9 protein-coding genes, 2 tRNA genes and 1 other RNA gene are annotated in these 13,556 nt (G+C 52.8%); 5 read left to right on the plus strand and 7 right to left on the minus strand.

What is annotated here, in order from left to right; all coding sequences use genetic code 11:
- Positions 1 to 15 precede the first annotated feature (15 nt).
- Both narL and narX read right to left on the minus strand, forming a co-directional pair.
- Complete coding sequence (narL, locus tag GHC22_RS10670; protein WP_003833392.1) at positions 16 to 666, minus strand: two-component system response regulator NarL; 651 nt, start codon at positions 664 to 666, stop codon at positions 16 to 18.
- Positions 659 to 2,455: a nitrate/nitrite two-component system sensor histidine kinase NarX gene (narX, locus tag GHC22_RS10675; RefSeq protein WP_003833391.1), complete on the minus strand. Its 1,797-nt coding sequence runs from the start codon at positions 2,453 to 2,455 to the stop codon at positions 659 to 661. The genes narL and narX overlap by 8 nt, the downstream gene beginning before the upstream one ends.
- 340 nt (positions 2,456 to 2,795) lie before the next feature.
- Here narX and GHC22_RS10680 point away from each other — a divergent pair, with 340 nt between their 5' ends.
- The 5 genes from GHC22_RS10680 to narI all read left to right on the plus strand — a co-directional run bounded on the left by GHC22_RS10680 (position 2,796) and on the right by narI (position 11,245).
- Complete coding sequence (locus GHC22_RS10680) at positions 2,796 to 4,187, plus strand: NarK family nitrate/nitrite MFS transporter (protein ID WP_003833390.1); 1,392 nt, start codon at positions 2,796 to 2,798, stop codon at positions 4,185 to 4,187.
- A 395-nt stretch (positions 4,188 to 4,582) separates the two neighbouring features.
- The gene (locus GHC22_RS10685) at positions 4,583 to 8,326 is read left to right on the plus strand and encodes a nitrate reductase subunit alpha (protein ID WP_008784960.1); all 3,744 of its coding nucleotides are present in this window, start codon (positions 4,583 to 4,585) and stop codon (positions 8,324 to 8,326) included.
- Positions 8,323 to 9,861 (plus strand): nitrate reductase subunit beta, encoded by a 1,539-nt coding sequence (narH, locus tag GHC22_RS10690; RefSeq protein ID WP_003833388.1) that lies wholly within the window; start codon positions 8,323 to 8,325, stop codon positions 9,859 to 9,861. The genes GHC22_RS10685 and narH overlap by 4 nt, the downstream gene beginning before the upstream one ends.
- Positions 9,858 to 10,568, plus strand: coding sequence for a nitrate reductase molybdenum cofactor assembly chaperone (gene narJ / locus GHC22_RS10695; protein WP_008784959.1), 711 nt, complete (start codon positions 9,858 to 9,860; stop codon positions 10,566 to 10,568). The genes narH and narJ overlap by 4 nt, the downstream gene beginning before the upstream one ends.
- Positions 10,568 to 11,245 (plus strand): respiratory nitrate reductase subunit gamma, encoded by a 678-nt coding sequence (gene narI, locus GHC22_RS10700; RefSeq protein ID WP_003833386.1) that lies wholly within the window; start codon positions 10,568 to 10,570, stop codon positions 11,243 to 11,245. The genes narJ and narI overlap by 1 nt, the downstream gene beginning before the upstream one ends.
- A 390-nt stretch (positions 11,246 to 11,635) precedes the next feature.
- Here narI and GHC22_RS10705 read toward each other — a convergent pair.
- From GHC22_RS10705 to GHC22_RS10725, 5 genes are all read right to left on the minus strand, one after another.
- Positions 11,636 to 11,766: non-coding RNA, RtT sRNA (locus GHC22_RS10705), on the minus strand.
- Positions 11,767 to 11,810: 44 nt separating this feature from the next.
- Positions 11,811 to 11,895: transfer RNA gene (locus GHC22_RS10710), tRNA-Tyr, on the minus strand.
- Positions 11,896 to 11,929: 34 nt separating this feature from the next.
- A tRNA-Tyr gene (locus GHC22_RS10715) sits at positions 11,930 to 12,014 on the minus strand.
- A gap of 156 nt (positions 12,015 to 12,170) precedes the next feature.
- Positions 12,171 to 13,013, minus strand: a complete 843-nt coding sequence (gene purU / locus GHC22_RS10720) for a formyltetrahydrofolate deformylase (RefSeq protein ID WP_153752894.1) — start codon at positions 13,011 to 13,013, stop codon at positions 12,171 to 12,173.
- Positions 13,014 to 13,068: 55 nt separating this feature from the next.
- A complete protein-coding gene (locus tag GHC22_RS10725) occupies positions 13,069 to 13,524 on the minus strand; it encodes a YchJ family protein (RefSeq protein WP_008784957.1) in 456 nt (151 codons plus the stop codon).
- Positions 13,525 to 13,556 lie beyond the last annotated feature (32 nt).

Consider the following 13,556-nt stretch of genomic DNA (forward strand, 5'->3'; position numbering starts at 1 on the left):
AGCATCAACGCGTTATCAGAAAATGCGTTCCTGATGTACCCATACCGCGGCTTCGACGCGTGATTTGAGCTTCATTTTCTTCAACATATGCTTCACATGGACTTTTACCGTACTTTCAGTGATGTCCAGACGACGGGCGATCATCTTGTTCGGCAGCCCCTGGGCAATGAGCTTGAGAATGTCGCGCTCACGCGGTGTCAGTTGGGTGACATCACGGTCCGACGTTGCACGATTAGCACGCAGGCTGGCGGCCAGAACCGGCGTTAAGGCTTCACTCAGCACCATTTCACCGGCCGCTGACTGCTGTAAGGCTTTGAGTAAATCTTCAGGCTCCATATCTTTCAGTAGATAACCGTCAGCGCCGCGTTTCAGTGCGGTAACTACGTCTTCTTCATGATTGGATACGCTAAACACAACGATACGGCCCGACAGTGACTTTTCACGCAGCTTATCGAGAGTTTCCAGACCGTTCATGCCGGGCATGTTGAGATCAAGCAGGATCAGATCGGGATCAAGGGATTCAGCCAGCTCGATACCCTGCTCACCATTGCTGGCTTCGCCGACAACGGTAATATCGGGCGCCATGCTGACAAGCTGTTTTACACCGGTTCGCAGCATCGGATGATCGTCGATCAACAGGATGGTTGCCGGTTCCAGATTACTCATGGGTATCTCCTTGGACTTCTGTGAAGTTTGTTTCGGGAATAAAAGTGACAGCAACTTCAGTACCGCCCGTCTCGCGACGGCGTACGCGGCAATCGCCGCGCAAGCTCTGCGCACGATCGCGCATTATAATCATGCCGTAGTGGTTACTGCGTTCGGCGTTTTCCGGTACGCCGCAGCCGTTATCTTGCACTGTTAGTTTGACCTGCTTGCCATTTTGCACCACCGTCACGACCACTTCATTGGCCTGAGAGTGTTTAAGTGCATTACTCAGGGCTTCGCGCGCAATTTGTAGCAGGTGAATCGCCTGATGCGAAGGGACCAGGCGTGGCGGTAGCTGATAATCCAGCTTAACCGTAAATCCAAAACGGGCGCTGTACTCCTGACAGCTGGCTTCCAGCGCCGGCCGTAATCCAGGTTCTGTGAGCTGTAAACGGAAGGTGGTTAACAGCTCACGCAGTTGTGCCCACGAAGCATTCAGCTCGTTACGAATCTGGCTGAGCAACTCGCGACAGTTATCTGAAAGCGCATCGCCCTGCATCTGCAAACAGCTAACCTGCATCTTCATACAAGAGAGCGATTGTGCAATAGAATCATGAAGTTCGCGTGCAATGGTGGCACGCTCTTCCATCACGATCAACTGCTGTTGACGCTCCTGATGTCTGTCGAGCGCGAGTGTTGCGGTCAGTTGCTCAACCAGGGTATCAACCAGCTGCTGCTGATCGTGGCTGAGATGGCGTCCGTTCGGCAAGGTGGCGAGCAGAATACCATATTGGGTATGCGCATCGGTCAGCCGCCATTTCAATGTGATCCCGCCGTCAATCGCGGGCAGCGTTCCACGAGGACACAGATGGCAACCTTTCTCATCACAGCTGGCATTGGACTGACAGGTAAATTCCTGATGATTGTCTTCATCTTCCAGGTCGTAAACCCGGAGTTCAATATCATGTAGCAAGGTCAAATTTTGCAGACCGTTCAGTACCGGAGAGAGGCGTTCGCACAACGGCACCTGAGAGTGCAGGCGGCGGTTGGCTTGCCACAGAAAAGAAAGGATCTGATTTTTGTGCTCCAGTCCCGCCGTTTTTTCCTGCACCCGCTGTTCCAGCACGGCATAACTTTCGGCCAGTTCTTCCGACATATTATTCAGTGCCGAGCCCAGAGCGGCCATCTCATTACGCCCGCTGATACGCGCGCGTTGGGTAAAATCACGTTGGCTGACGGCTCGCGCCATCGCCAACAGCTGCTTCCACGGCTCTAACAGGCGCACGCGCAGCCAGATAATGGTGAAAACCAGCAGCAATGCCATAAATATGGCCATCAGGCGATGCAGCAGGACGACGCGTTCAATGCGTAATTCGGTGGTATGGTCAAAGGCGGTAACCAGCTTATCCAGACCGCCTACAAAGCGCGTCACATCCTGCGCTACCGCATCAGGCGTTTGCGCATGCGCAAGCCCCGGCGCCAGTTCAGTGTGCCAGTAATCCTGTAGTGCTTTTAACTGCGCCTGTTGTCCGTCTCGCTTTGCGGCACGCGTCAACTCCGGGCTAAACGCCGTTTTCTCCATTTCATCCAGAAGCGGTTGATCGCTAGCGTCCAGCGGTACGGCTGCCAGCAGGCGATAACTCTGCATGCGCAGCGATCCCGCTTTGTTGATTGCATGGGCGCTACCCTGAACGCCCTGAACCAGCCAGCCGGAGACAGCCATACCCGCCACGCCGATGGCTGTGGACAATAAAACAATCAGCGCCACCTGGTTGACCAGCGTAAGCGGGGAGAGACAACGTTTAAACATGGTGACTTGTTCCTTCGGGTTTTCGTCGAACAGAAAACCTTATTGAATGACGATTCTGCTGCAGGCAGTGGCGTTATTCTCGGCGATACACTGGAGTATACCCATACCTCAAACGGGCTACCTCTTAATTGCCAGTGGAGGGAGAGATCCCGGGCGAGGGGGAGTAGGGGACGACAGAAGCGTGAAAAACCACATCTTTTTTACCGAAGTTATGTACTCATTTAGGGTAATGATAAATTTTAGGCATGAATAATGACACCTTTTCCTTTGATTTATATCAACTTACCTCCAGCTGTAAACCCTAATGTTGCAGGCATCGAAACAAGTATCAGAGGTGTCTATGAGTCACTCATCTGCCCCGGAAAGGGCATCTGGAGCTGTAATTACCGAATGGCGGCCGGAAGATCCCGCCTTCTGGCAGCAGCGTGGTCAACGAATCGCCAGCCGTAACCTGTGGATTTCCGTCCCTTGCTTGCTGCTGGCGTTTTGCGTGTGGATGTTATTTAGCGCCGTGGCGGTGAACTTACCGAAAGTCGGATTTGATTTCACCACTGAACAGCTGTTCATGCTGACGGCATTACCTTCGGTGTCCGGCGCGCTGCTGCGTGTACCGTACTCCTTTATGGTTCCCCTGTTTGGTGGACGTCGCTGGACAGCGTTTAGCACCGGTATCCTGATCATTCCTTGCGTATGGTTAGGTTTTGCGGTGCAGGATACCTCCACGCCGTTTAGTACCTTTATTATTATCTCTCTGTTGTGCGGTTTCGCCGGTGCGAACTTTGCGTCCAGCATGGCAAACATCAGTTTCTTCTTTCCAAAACAGAAACAGGGTGGTGCGCTGGGTCTGAACGGTGGCCTGGGCAACATGGGCGTCAGCGTGATGCAGTTGGTTGCGCCGCTGGTGGTTTCACTGTCAATCTTTGCCGCATTTGGTAGCCACGGGGTTGAACAACCGGATGGTACGCAGCTGTATCTGGCAAACGCCGCATGGATTTGGGTACCGTTCCTTGCGGTGTTAACGCTGGCTGCATGGTTTGGTATGAATGAACTGGCAACCTCAAAAGCGTCGCTGAAAGAGCAATTGCCGGTGCTGAAACGTGGGCATCTGTGGATTATGAGCCTGCTGTATCTGGCAACCTTCGGTTCATTCATCGGTTTCTCTGCCGGTTTTGCCATGTTGTCAAAAACGCAGTTTCCTGAGGTACAGATCCTGCATTACGCCTTCTTTGGACCGTTGATTGGCGCGCTGGCTCGTTCAGCGGGCGGCGCAATCTCTGACCGTCTGGGCGGAACCCGTGTAACGCTGGTGAACTTCGTGCTGATGGCTATTTTCAGTGCCTTACTGTTCCTGACGCTGCCATCAAACGGCGTTGGCGGCAACTTTATCGCCTTCTTCGCGGTGTTCCTGGCATTGTTCCTGACGGCTGGTCTGGGGAGTGGTTCAACCTTCCAGATGATCTCCGTTATCTTCCGCAAGCTGACGATGGACAGAGTGAAAGCTGAAGGCGGTTCAGAAGAGAAAGCAATGCGCGAAGCAGCAACCGACACCGCGGCAGCGTTGGGCTTTATCTCAGCCATTGGTGCGATTGGCGGCTTCTTTATCCCGAAAGCATTTGGTACGTCTCTGGCGTTAACTGGTTCGCCGGTCGATGCGATGAAAGTCTTTCTGATCTTCTATGTCGCTTGTGTGGTTATCACCTGGGCGGTATACGGACGTCATTCTAAAAAGTAAAAAAGTAGTAGCAGTTGATTATCCATTGCGCGGTGTTAGACCGCGCTTTTTTTTGCTCTAAATTAGTTACAACATACTTATATGTGAGCTCATGACGAAAGTCTGCGAAAACGGTGCTGGTAATATGCTAAGCAGGGGGGATACCCCTTAATACCCACTTATAAAGAATTTAACATTTGTATGATAAGTGAATTATTTAAAATCCTTTAAATTCAAAACATTACGTTAAAAAACAATATCCCACTTTGGGGGTATGTAAAAACCAACCTCCATTTTTCATCCCTGCATGCCTTGATCGTTATCAATTCTCACGCCCTTTCAGAGCGTTACCTTCGCTCTCAATCAAGCAATGTCGATTTATCAGAGAGCCGTCAGGCTCCTACAGGAGAAAACCGATGAGTAAATTCCTGGACCGGTTTCGCTACTTCAAGCAGAAGGGCGAAACCTTTGCCGATGGGCATGGCCAGCTTCTCAATACCAACAGGGACTGGGAGGACGGATACCGCCAGCGTTGGCAGCATGACAAAATCGTGCGTTCAACCCACGGGGTAAACTGCACGGGCTCATGCAGCTGGAAAATCTATGTTAAAAATGGTCTGGTGACCTGGGAGACCCAGCAAACTGACTACCCACGCACGCGTCCAGATATGCCTAACCACGAGCCTCGCGGCTGCCCACGTGGTGCAAGCTATTCCTGGTATCTCTACAGCGCTAACCGTCTGAAATACCCACTGATGCGCAAACGTCTGATGAAGATGTGGCGTGAAGCAAAAAGACTGCACAGCGATCCGGTAGACGCATGGGCATCCATCATCGAAGACGCCGACAAAGCAAAAAGCTTCAAACAAGCGCGTGGTCGTGGTGGATTTGTTCGTTCTTCCTGGCAGGAAGTGAATGAACTGATTGCTGCATCTAACGTTTACACCATCAAAACCTATGGCCCTGACCGCGTTGCAGGCTTCTCTCCGATTCCGGCGATGTCGATGGTTTCTTATGCTTCCGGCGCACGCTATATGTCGCTGATTGGCGGTACCTGCCTGAGCTTCTACGACTGGTACTGTGACCTGCCGCCGGCTTCCCCGCAAACCTGGGGCGAGCAAACCGACGTACCGGAATCTGCCGACTGGTATAACTCCAGCTACATTCTTGCATGGGGCTCTAACGTACCGCAGACCCGTACTCCGGATGCACACTTCTTTACTGAAGTTCGCTATAAAGGCACCAAAACGGTAGCGATTACTCCGGACTACGCAGAAATCGCCAAACTTTGCGACCTGTGGCTGGCACCGAAGCAGGGAACCGATGCTGCGATGGCAATGGCGATGGGCCATGTCATGCTGCGCGAGTTCCACCTCGATAACCCGAGCCAGTACTTCACCGACTACGTTCGTCGTTATACTGACATGCCAATGCTGGTGATGCTCGAAGAGCGTGATGGTTACTATGCTGCTGGTCGTATGCTGCGTGCGGCGGATCTGGTCGACTCTCTGGGCCAGGAAAATAACCCAGAATGGAAAACCGTCGCTATCAACAGCAACGGCGAAATGGTTGCGCCAAACGGTTCAATTGGTTTCCGTTGGGGCGAAAAGGGCAAATGGAACCTTGAGCAACGCGACGGTACGTCCGGTGATGAAACCGAACTGCAACTCAGCCTGCTGGGTAGCCAGGACGATATCGCTGAAGTGGGCTTCCCGTACTTTGGCGGCGAAGGTACCGAGCACTTCAGTAAAGTAGAGCTGGAAAATATTCTGCTGCACAAACTGCCGGTTAAACGCCTGCAGTTGGCCGATGGCTCTACCGCGCTGGTGACCACCGTTTACGACCTGACCATGGCTAACTATGGCCTGGAACGTGGTCTGAACGACGAAAACTGCGCGACCAGCTACGATGACGTGAAAGCGTACACGCCGGCATGGGCAGAAAAAATCACTGGCGTATCACGTTCTCAGATCGTGCGCATTGCCCGTGAATTTGCGGATAACGCCGATAAAACACACGGTCGTTCGATGATCATCGTCGGTGCGGGCCTGAACCACTGGTACCACCTCGATATGAACTATCGTGGCCTGATCAATATGCTGGTGTTCTGCGGTTGTATCGGTCAGAGCGGCGGCGGTTGGGCCCACTACGTCGGCCAGGAAAAACTGCGTCCGCAAACCGGCTGGCAGCCGCTGGCGTTTGCTCTTGACTGGCAGCGTCCTCCTCGTCATATGAACAGCACTTCCTACTTCTATAACCACTCCAGCCAATGGCGCTATGAGACGGTTACTGCGCAGGAACTGCTTTCCCCGATGGCAGACAAATCCCGCTACAGCGGTCATTTGATTGATTTTAACGTTCGCGCTGAACGTATGGGCTGGTTGCCATCTGCGCCGCAGTTAGGGACTAACCCACTGCGTATCGCCGAAGAAGCGCAGAAAGCAGGTATGACGCCGGTGGATTACACCGTTAAATCCCTGAAAGAAGGTTCTATTCGCTTTGCGGCAGAGCAGCCGGAAAACGGTAAAAACCATCCGCGCAACCTGTTTATCTGGCGTTCTAACCTGCTCGGTTCTTCCGGTAAAGGCCACGAGTACATGCTCAAGTATCTGCTGGGTACTGAACATGGTATTCAGGGCAAAGATCTCGGCCAGCAGAGCGGCGTGAAGCCTGAAGAAGTGGAATGGCAGGATAACGGCCTGGACGGCAAACTGGATCTGGTTGTCACGCTGGACTTCCGTCTGTCGAGCACCTGTCTGTATTCCGACATCGTGTTGCCGACCGCAACCTGGTATGAAAAAGACGATATGAATACCTCGGACATGCATCCGTTTATTCATCCTCTGTCTGCGGCCGTTGACCCGGCCTGGGAATCGAAGAGCGACTGGGAAATCTACAAAGCCATCGCCAAGAAATTCTCTGAAGTTTGCGTGGGTCATCTCGGTAAAGAAACCGACGTCGTTACGCTGCCAATTCAGCACGACTCTGCCGCAGAACTGGCACAACCGCTGGACGTGAAGGACTGGAAAAAAGGTGAATGTGACCTGATTCCTGGTGTTACCGCACCGCACATCATGACCGTTGAGCGTGATTATCCGGCAACCTACGAGCGTTTCACCTCCATCGGCCCGCTGATGGAAAAAATCGGTAACGGCGGTAAAGGGATTGCCTGGAATACCCAGAGCGAAATGGATCTGCTGCGTAAGCTCAATTACACCAAGGCTGAAGGTCCGGCAAAAGGCCAGCCTTGGCTTAATACCGCAATTGATGCAGCCGAGATGATCTTGACGCTGGCGCCGGAAACTAACGGTCAGGTAGCCGTTAAAGCCTGGGCTGCGCTGAGTGAATTTACCGGTCGTGACCATACGCATCTGGCGCTGAATAAAGAAGACGAAAAAATTCGCTTCCGCGATATTCAGGCGCAGCCGCGCAAAATTATCTCCAGCCCGACCTGGTCAGGACTGGAAGATGAACACGTGTCTTATAACGCCGGCTATACCAACGTTCACGAGCTGATCCCATGGCGTACGCTGTCTGGTCGCCAGCAGTTGTATCAGGATCATCAATGGATGCGTGACTTTGGTGAAAGCCTGCTGGTTTACCGTCCGCCAATCGACACCCGTTCGGTGAAAGCGGTGATTGGCGAGAAATCTAACGGTAACCCGGAAAAAGCGCTCAACTTCCTGACGCCGCACCAGAAATGGGGTATCCACTCCACTTACAGCGACAACTTGCTGATGCTGACGCTGTCACGCGGTGGCCCGATTGTGTGGATGAGCGAAGTCGATGCGAAGGATCTGGGAATCGAAGATAACGACTGGATCGAAGTCTTCAACAGCAACGGTGCGCTGACGGCACGTGCAGTTGTCAGCCAGCGTGTACCAGCCGGGATGACCATGATGTACCACGCGCAGGAACGTATCGTTAACCTGCCGGGTTCAGAAATCACCCAGCAGCGCGGTGGGATCCACAACTCGGTGACCCGTATTACACCGAAACCGACCCATATGATCGGCGGCTATGCGCAGCTGGCCTACGGCTTTAACTACTACGGCACCGTCGGTTCAAACCGTGATGAGTTCGTAGTTGTACGTAAGATGAAGAACATTAACTGGTTGGATGGCGAAGGCAATGACCAGGTACAGGAGAGCGTAAAATGAAAATTCGTTCACAAGTCGGCATGGTGCTGAATCTCGATAAGTGCATCGGCTGCCACACCTGTTCAGTGACCTGTAAAAACGTCTGGACCAGCCGTGAAGGTATGGAGTACGCCTGGTTCAACAACGTCGAAAGTAAGCCTGGCGTTGGCTTCCCGAACGACTGGGAAAACCAGGAAAAATGGAAGGGCGGTTGGATCCGTAAAATCAACGGCAAACTGCAGCCGCGCATGGGTAACAAAGCGCTGCTGTTGGGTAAAATATTTGCTAACCCGCATCTGCCGGGCATGGATGATTACTACGAGCCGTTTGATTTTGACTACCAGACGTTGCATAACGCCCCGGCAGACAGCAAAGCGCAGCCGATTGCTCGTCCACGCTCGCTGATCACCGGTCAGCGAATGGATAAAATCACCAGCGGTCCGAACTGGGAAGAAATTCTGGGCGGCGAGTTCGAAAAACGCGCCAAAGATCAGAACTTCGAAAACATGCAGAAGGCGATGTACGGTCAGTTCGAAAACACCTTCATGATGTACCTGCCGCGTCTGTGTGAGCACTGCCTTAATCCGGCGTGTGTGGCGACCTGTCCGAGCGGCGCTATCTACAAGCGTGAAGAAGATGGCATCGTGCTGATCGACCAGGACAAGTGCCGCGGCTGGCGTATGTGTATCACCGGCTGCCCGTACAAGAAGATCTACTTCAACTGGAAGAGCGGGAAATCGGAGAAGTGCATTTTCTGCTACCCGCGTATCGAAGCTGGTCAGCCGACCGTTTGCTCCGAAACCTGTGTAGGTCGTATCCGTTACCTCGGCGTACTGCTGTATGACGCAGATGCGATCGAAAGCGCGGCCAGCACCGAGCACGAGAAAGATCTGTACCAGCGTCAGCTGGACGTGTTCCTCGATCCGAACGATCCGGCTGTTATTGAACAGGCGCTGAAAGATGGTATTCCGCTGAGCGTCATTGATGCCGCACAGCAGTCTCCGGTTTACAAAATGGCGATGGACTGGAAGCTGGCGCTGCCGCTGCATCCGGAATACCGCACACTGCCGATGGTCTGGTACGTGCCGCCATTGTCACCAATTCAGTCAGCTGCTGATGCGGGCGAGCTGGGCAGCAACGGTATTCTGCCGGATGTTGACAGCCTGCGTATTCCGGTTCAGTACCTGGCGAACCTGCTGACTGCAGGTGACACCCAGCCGGTACTGTTGGCCCTGAAACGTATGCTGGCAATGCGTCACTACAAACGTGCGGAAACAGTTGACGGCAAAGTTGATACCCGTGCGCTGGAAGAGGTGGGCTTAAGCGAAGCACAGGCACAGGAAATGTATCGTTACCTGGCAATCGCGAACTACGAAGATCGTTTCGTGGTACCGAGCAGCCATCGTGAACTGGCGCGTGACGCGTTCCCGGAGAAAAGCGGTTGTGGCTTTACCTTCGGCGACGGTTGCCACGGTTCTGATACTAAATTCAATCTGTTCAACAGCCGCCGCATCGACGCTGTCGATGTGACCAGCAAAACGGAGCCGCACCAATGATTGAACTCGTCATTGTTTCGCGTCTGCTCGAGTACCCGGATGCTGCCTTGTGGCAGCATCAGCAGGAACTTTTCGATGCACTCGCGTCATCTGAGAACCTGGATAAAGAGGATGCCCAGACTCTGGGCGTTTTCCTGCGCGATCTAACCGCGCAGGACATGCTGGATGTGCAGGCCGCCTACAGCGAACTGTTTGACCGTGGCCGCGCGACATCGCTGCTGCTGTTTGAACATGTTCACGGTGAATCCCGCGATCGCGGTCAGGCTATGGTTGACCTGATGGCACAGTATGAGCAGCACGGTTTGCAGCTCGACAGCCGCGAACTTCCCGATCATCTGCCGCTGTATCTGGAATACCTTGCGCAACTGCCGAAAAGCGAAGCGCTAGGTGGCTTACAGGATATTGCGCCGATTCTGGCACTGCTCAGCGCTCGTTTGCAACAGCGTGAAAGCCGTTATGCAGTGCTGTTCGATCTGCTGTTAAAACTGGCGAATACCGTTATCGACAGCGATAAAGTGGCTGAAAAAATTGCGGATGAAGCCCGTGACGATACTCCACAAGCGCTGGATGCGGTCTGGGAAGAAGAGCAGGTGAAATTCTTCGCCGATCAGGGGTGTGGCGAGTCGGAAATCTCCGCTCACCAGCGTCGTTTTGCCGGGGCCGTTGCGCCGCAGTATCTGAATATCACCACCGGAGGACAGCAATAATGCACTTCCTGAATACGTTCTTCTTTGACATCTATCCGTACATCGCGGGTTCTGTCTTTCTGATCGGCAGCTGGCTGCGTTATGACTATGGGCAATATACATGGCGTGCAGCTTCCAGTCAGATGCTGGATCGCAAAGGGATGAACCTGGCGTCAAACCTGTTTCACATCGGGATCCTGGGTATCTTTGCTGGGCACTTCCTTGGCATGTTGACGCCGCACTGGATGTATGAAGCCTGGCTACCGCTTGAAGTGAAACAAAAGATGGCAATGTTTGCGGGCGGTGCCAGTGGCCTGATGTGTCTGATTGGTGGTGTACTGCTGCTGAAACGTCGTCTGTTCAGCCCGCGCGTGCGGGCCACCACCACCGGGGCGGATATTCTGATCCTCTCACTGCTGGTGATCCAGTGTGCGCTGGGCCTGCTGACCATTCCGTTTTCCGCCCAGCATATGGACGGTAGCGAGATGATGAAGCTGGTGAACTGGGCGCAGACAGTGGTGACCTTCCAGGGCGGAGCGTCTCAATATCTCGATGGTGTTGCGTTCATTTTCCGTATGCACCTGGTGCTGGGTATGACGCTGTTCCTGTTGTTCCCATTCTCTCGTCTGGTACACATCTGGAGCGTCCCGGTCGAATATCTGACACGCAAATACCAGATTGTTCGCGCGCGTCACTAATCGTATATTTGAGAATGACAAAACCCTGCTTCGGCGGGGTTTTTTTATGCCTGTTTGCCGGATGGCGGCGCAAGCGCCTTATCCGGCCTACGAAGGTATCAGCGAGCGCTGTAGGCCTGATAAGTGCAGCAAATAGCGGGCACGTGTCGAGTTCGTAGGCCTGATAAGTGCAGCGCATCAGACGAATAGCGGGCACGTGTCGAGTTCGTAGGCCTGATAAGCGCAGCGCATCAGGCAAATTGCGGGCACGTGACGAGTTCGTAGGCCTGATAAGCGCAGCGCAGCAGACAAATTGCGGGCACATGTCGAGTTTGTAGGCCTGATAAGCATAGCGCATCAGGCAAATAAAAGGCATTGCTGAGGAATTGAGTGTGTTGCTTTATGAAGTGATGGTGGTGGGGGAAGGATTACTCAGCGCTACGCGCTTCGCCCTTCGGGTCGTTGCCTGTGGCAACGCTTTCTCGCTACGCTCGAATCGAACCTTAGTCGAAGCTTCTCATCCTTCCCGCATGGGCAGAATATGGGGCATTAGAGATTGATTTGCTGTTGGTGCTTTATGAAGTGATGGTGGTGGGGGAAGGATTCGAACCTTCGAAGTCGATGACGGCAGATTTACAGTCTGCTCCCTTTGGCCGCTCGGGAACCCCACCAGGGGTAATTCAAATTGTAGGCAGTGCTAGAAGATGGTGGTGGGGGAAGGATTCGAACCTTCGAAGTCGATGACGGCAGATTTACAGTCTGCTCCCTTTGGCCGCTCGGGAACCCCACCACGGGGTAATGCTAATTACTGGCCTGCTTCCGTTGGAAGCGGGGCGCATCATATCAAATGATGCGCCCCTGTAAAGCATTCCGTTGATAAAAAAGAACTGGTTGCCTGATTTTTACACGTAAAGATGTAAAGGTAACCAATTAACTTATCAATCGATTACAGAATAATCGTTCGGTTACCGTAAACAAAGACGCGTTGAGCCAGAACCTGATACAGCGCACGGCTTAATACATTTTTTTCAACGTCGCGACCCGCGCGCATCATATCTTCGGCGGTGTAGGTGTGATCAACATGGATCACGTCCTGCATAATGATTGGGCCTTCATCGAGGTTATCATTCACGTAGTGGGCCGTCGCGCCGATAATCTTCACGCCGCGCTCATAAGCTTGATGGTACGGACGAGCACCAATGAATGCTGGCAGGAATGAATGGTGAATATTGATAATCTTATTCGGGAAGCGTGAAACAAATGTCGGGGTCAGAACGCGCATGTATTTAGCCAGCACGACATAATCCGGCTGGTGGGCGTCGATAGCATCAGCCATTTTCTGATCATGTTCTTCACGTGTTAAACCTTCATGGCTCACCAGCTCAAACGGAATATCAAACCGTTCAACCAGAGGACGCAAGGTCTCGTGATTGCCGATCACCGCGGCGATTTCAACATCCAGCCCGCCGTAATTGGCCTTCATTAATAAATCGCCCAGGCAATGCGCTTCCTTGGTGACCAAAATGACGATGCGGCGGCGGCCTGCTGGGGTTAATTCACGAATCGAGCCTTCAGGTAAGGCGCTGTCCAGATCGGCAAGCAGCGTGACGTCGTTAAAAATGCCCTCCAGTTCGGTGCGCATAAAAAAGCGTCCGGTACGGTGGTCCACAAACTCATTGTTCTGCACGATGTTCAGTTCATGCTTGTAACAGATATTCGTAATGCGCGCGATCAGACCTTTTTGGTCCGGGCAAATAGTACGCAGCACTTTTCGTTGTAATGAATGCATTTGCAGCGGTGATCCTGTTGAGAATGTTTGCAAAATTGATACTGTCGGGCGTTGATTAGCCGCAGCACTTTTTAAATTTTTTACCTGAGCCACAAGGGCAGGTATCGTTTCGTCCAATTTGAGGGCGTGTACCGTCTATATAGTACCACTGACCGTTTTCTTTTAAAAAACGAGAGCGCTCGATAATTGCACCTGTTTTACCTTGTTCAGAAAACCGTGCGACAAAACTGACGTAGCCGATATTTTCTGTGTCTGCCGTCTCTTGTTCAAAAACGGTCAGTCCAAGCCATTCGGTATGAGTAAATCCTGCGATAATGTCGTCGCGAAACTCGGCCGCATGACAATCCGGATGCCAGGTCCTGATAAGGTAATCTGCGTCTTTCATCACAAAAGCACAGTAACGAGAACGCATGAGGTGTGACGGCGTAGGTGCTACTTGCGCGCCGGACACATAACGGTAGCAACATAGGCTATACTCGACAGCGCTACCACAGGGACAAAGCTGAGACACAAAGTACTCCCTGGAATATAAAAACGGCGTAA

It is taken from the genome of Citrobacter sp. H12-3-2 (assembly GCF_009649895.1).
GTDB classification, from domain to species: domain Bacteria; phylum Pseudomonadota; class Gammaproteobacteria; order Enterobacterales; family Enterobacteriaceae; genus Citrobacter; species Citrobacter portucalensis.

Excerpts from the sequence above, each read along its gene's own strand:
- narH (WP_003833388.1), top strand. The coding sequence starts at position 8,323 with ATGAAAATTCGTTCACAAGTCGGCATGGTGCTGAATCTCGATAAGTGC.
- narI (WP_003833386.1), top strand. The coding sequence starts at position 10,568 with ATGCACTTCCTGAATACGTTCTTCTTTGACATCTATCCGTACATCGCG.
- narX (WP_003833391.1), bottom strand. The coding sequence starts at position 2,455 with ATGTTTAAACGTTGTCTCTCCCCGCTTACGCTGGTCAACCAGGTGGCG.
- narL (WP_003833392.1), bottom strand. The coding sequence starts at position 666 with ATGAGTAATCTGGAACCGGCAACCATCCTGTTGATCGACGATCATCCG.
- purU (WP_153752894.1), bottom strand. The coding sequence starts at position 13,013 with ATGCATTCATTACAACGAAAAGTGCTGCGTACTATTTGCCCGGACCAA.
- narJ (WP_008784959.1), top strand. The coding sequence starts at position 9,858 with ATGATTGAACTCGTCATTGTTTCGCGTCTGCTCGAGTACCCGGATGCT.
- GHC22_RS10680 (WP_003833390.1), top strand. The coding sequence starts at position 2,796 with ATGAGTCACTCATCTGCCCCGGAAAGGGCATCTGGAGCTGTAATTACC.
- GHC22_RS10685 (WP_008784960.1), top strand. The coding sequence starts at position 4,583 with ATGAGTAAATTCCTGGACCGGTTTCGCTACTTCAAGCAGAAGGGCGAA.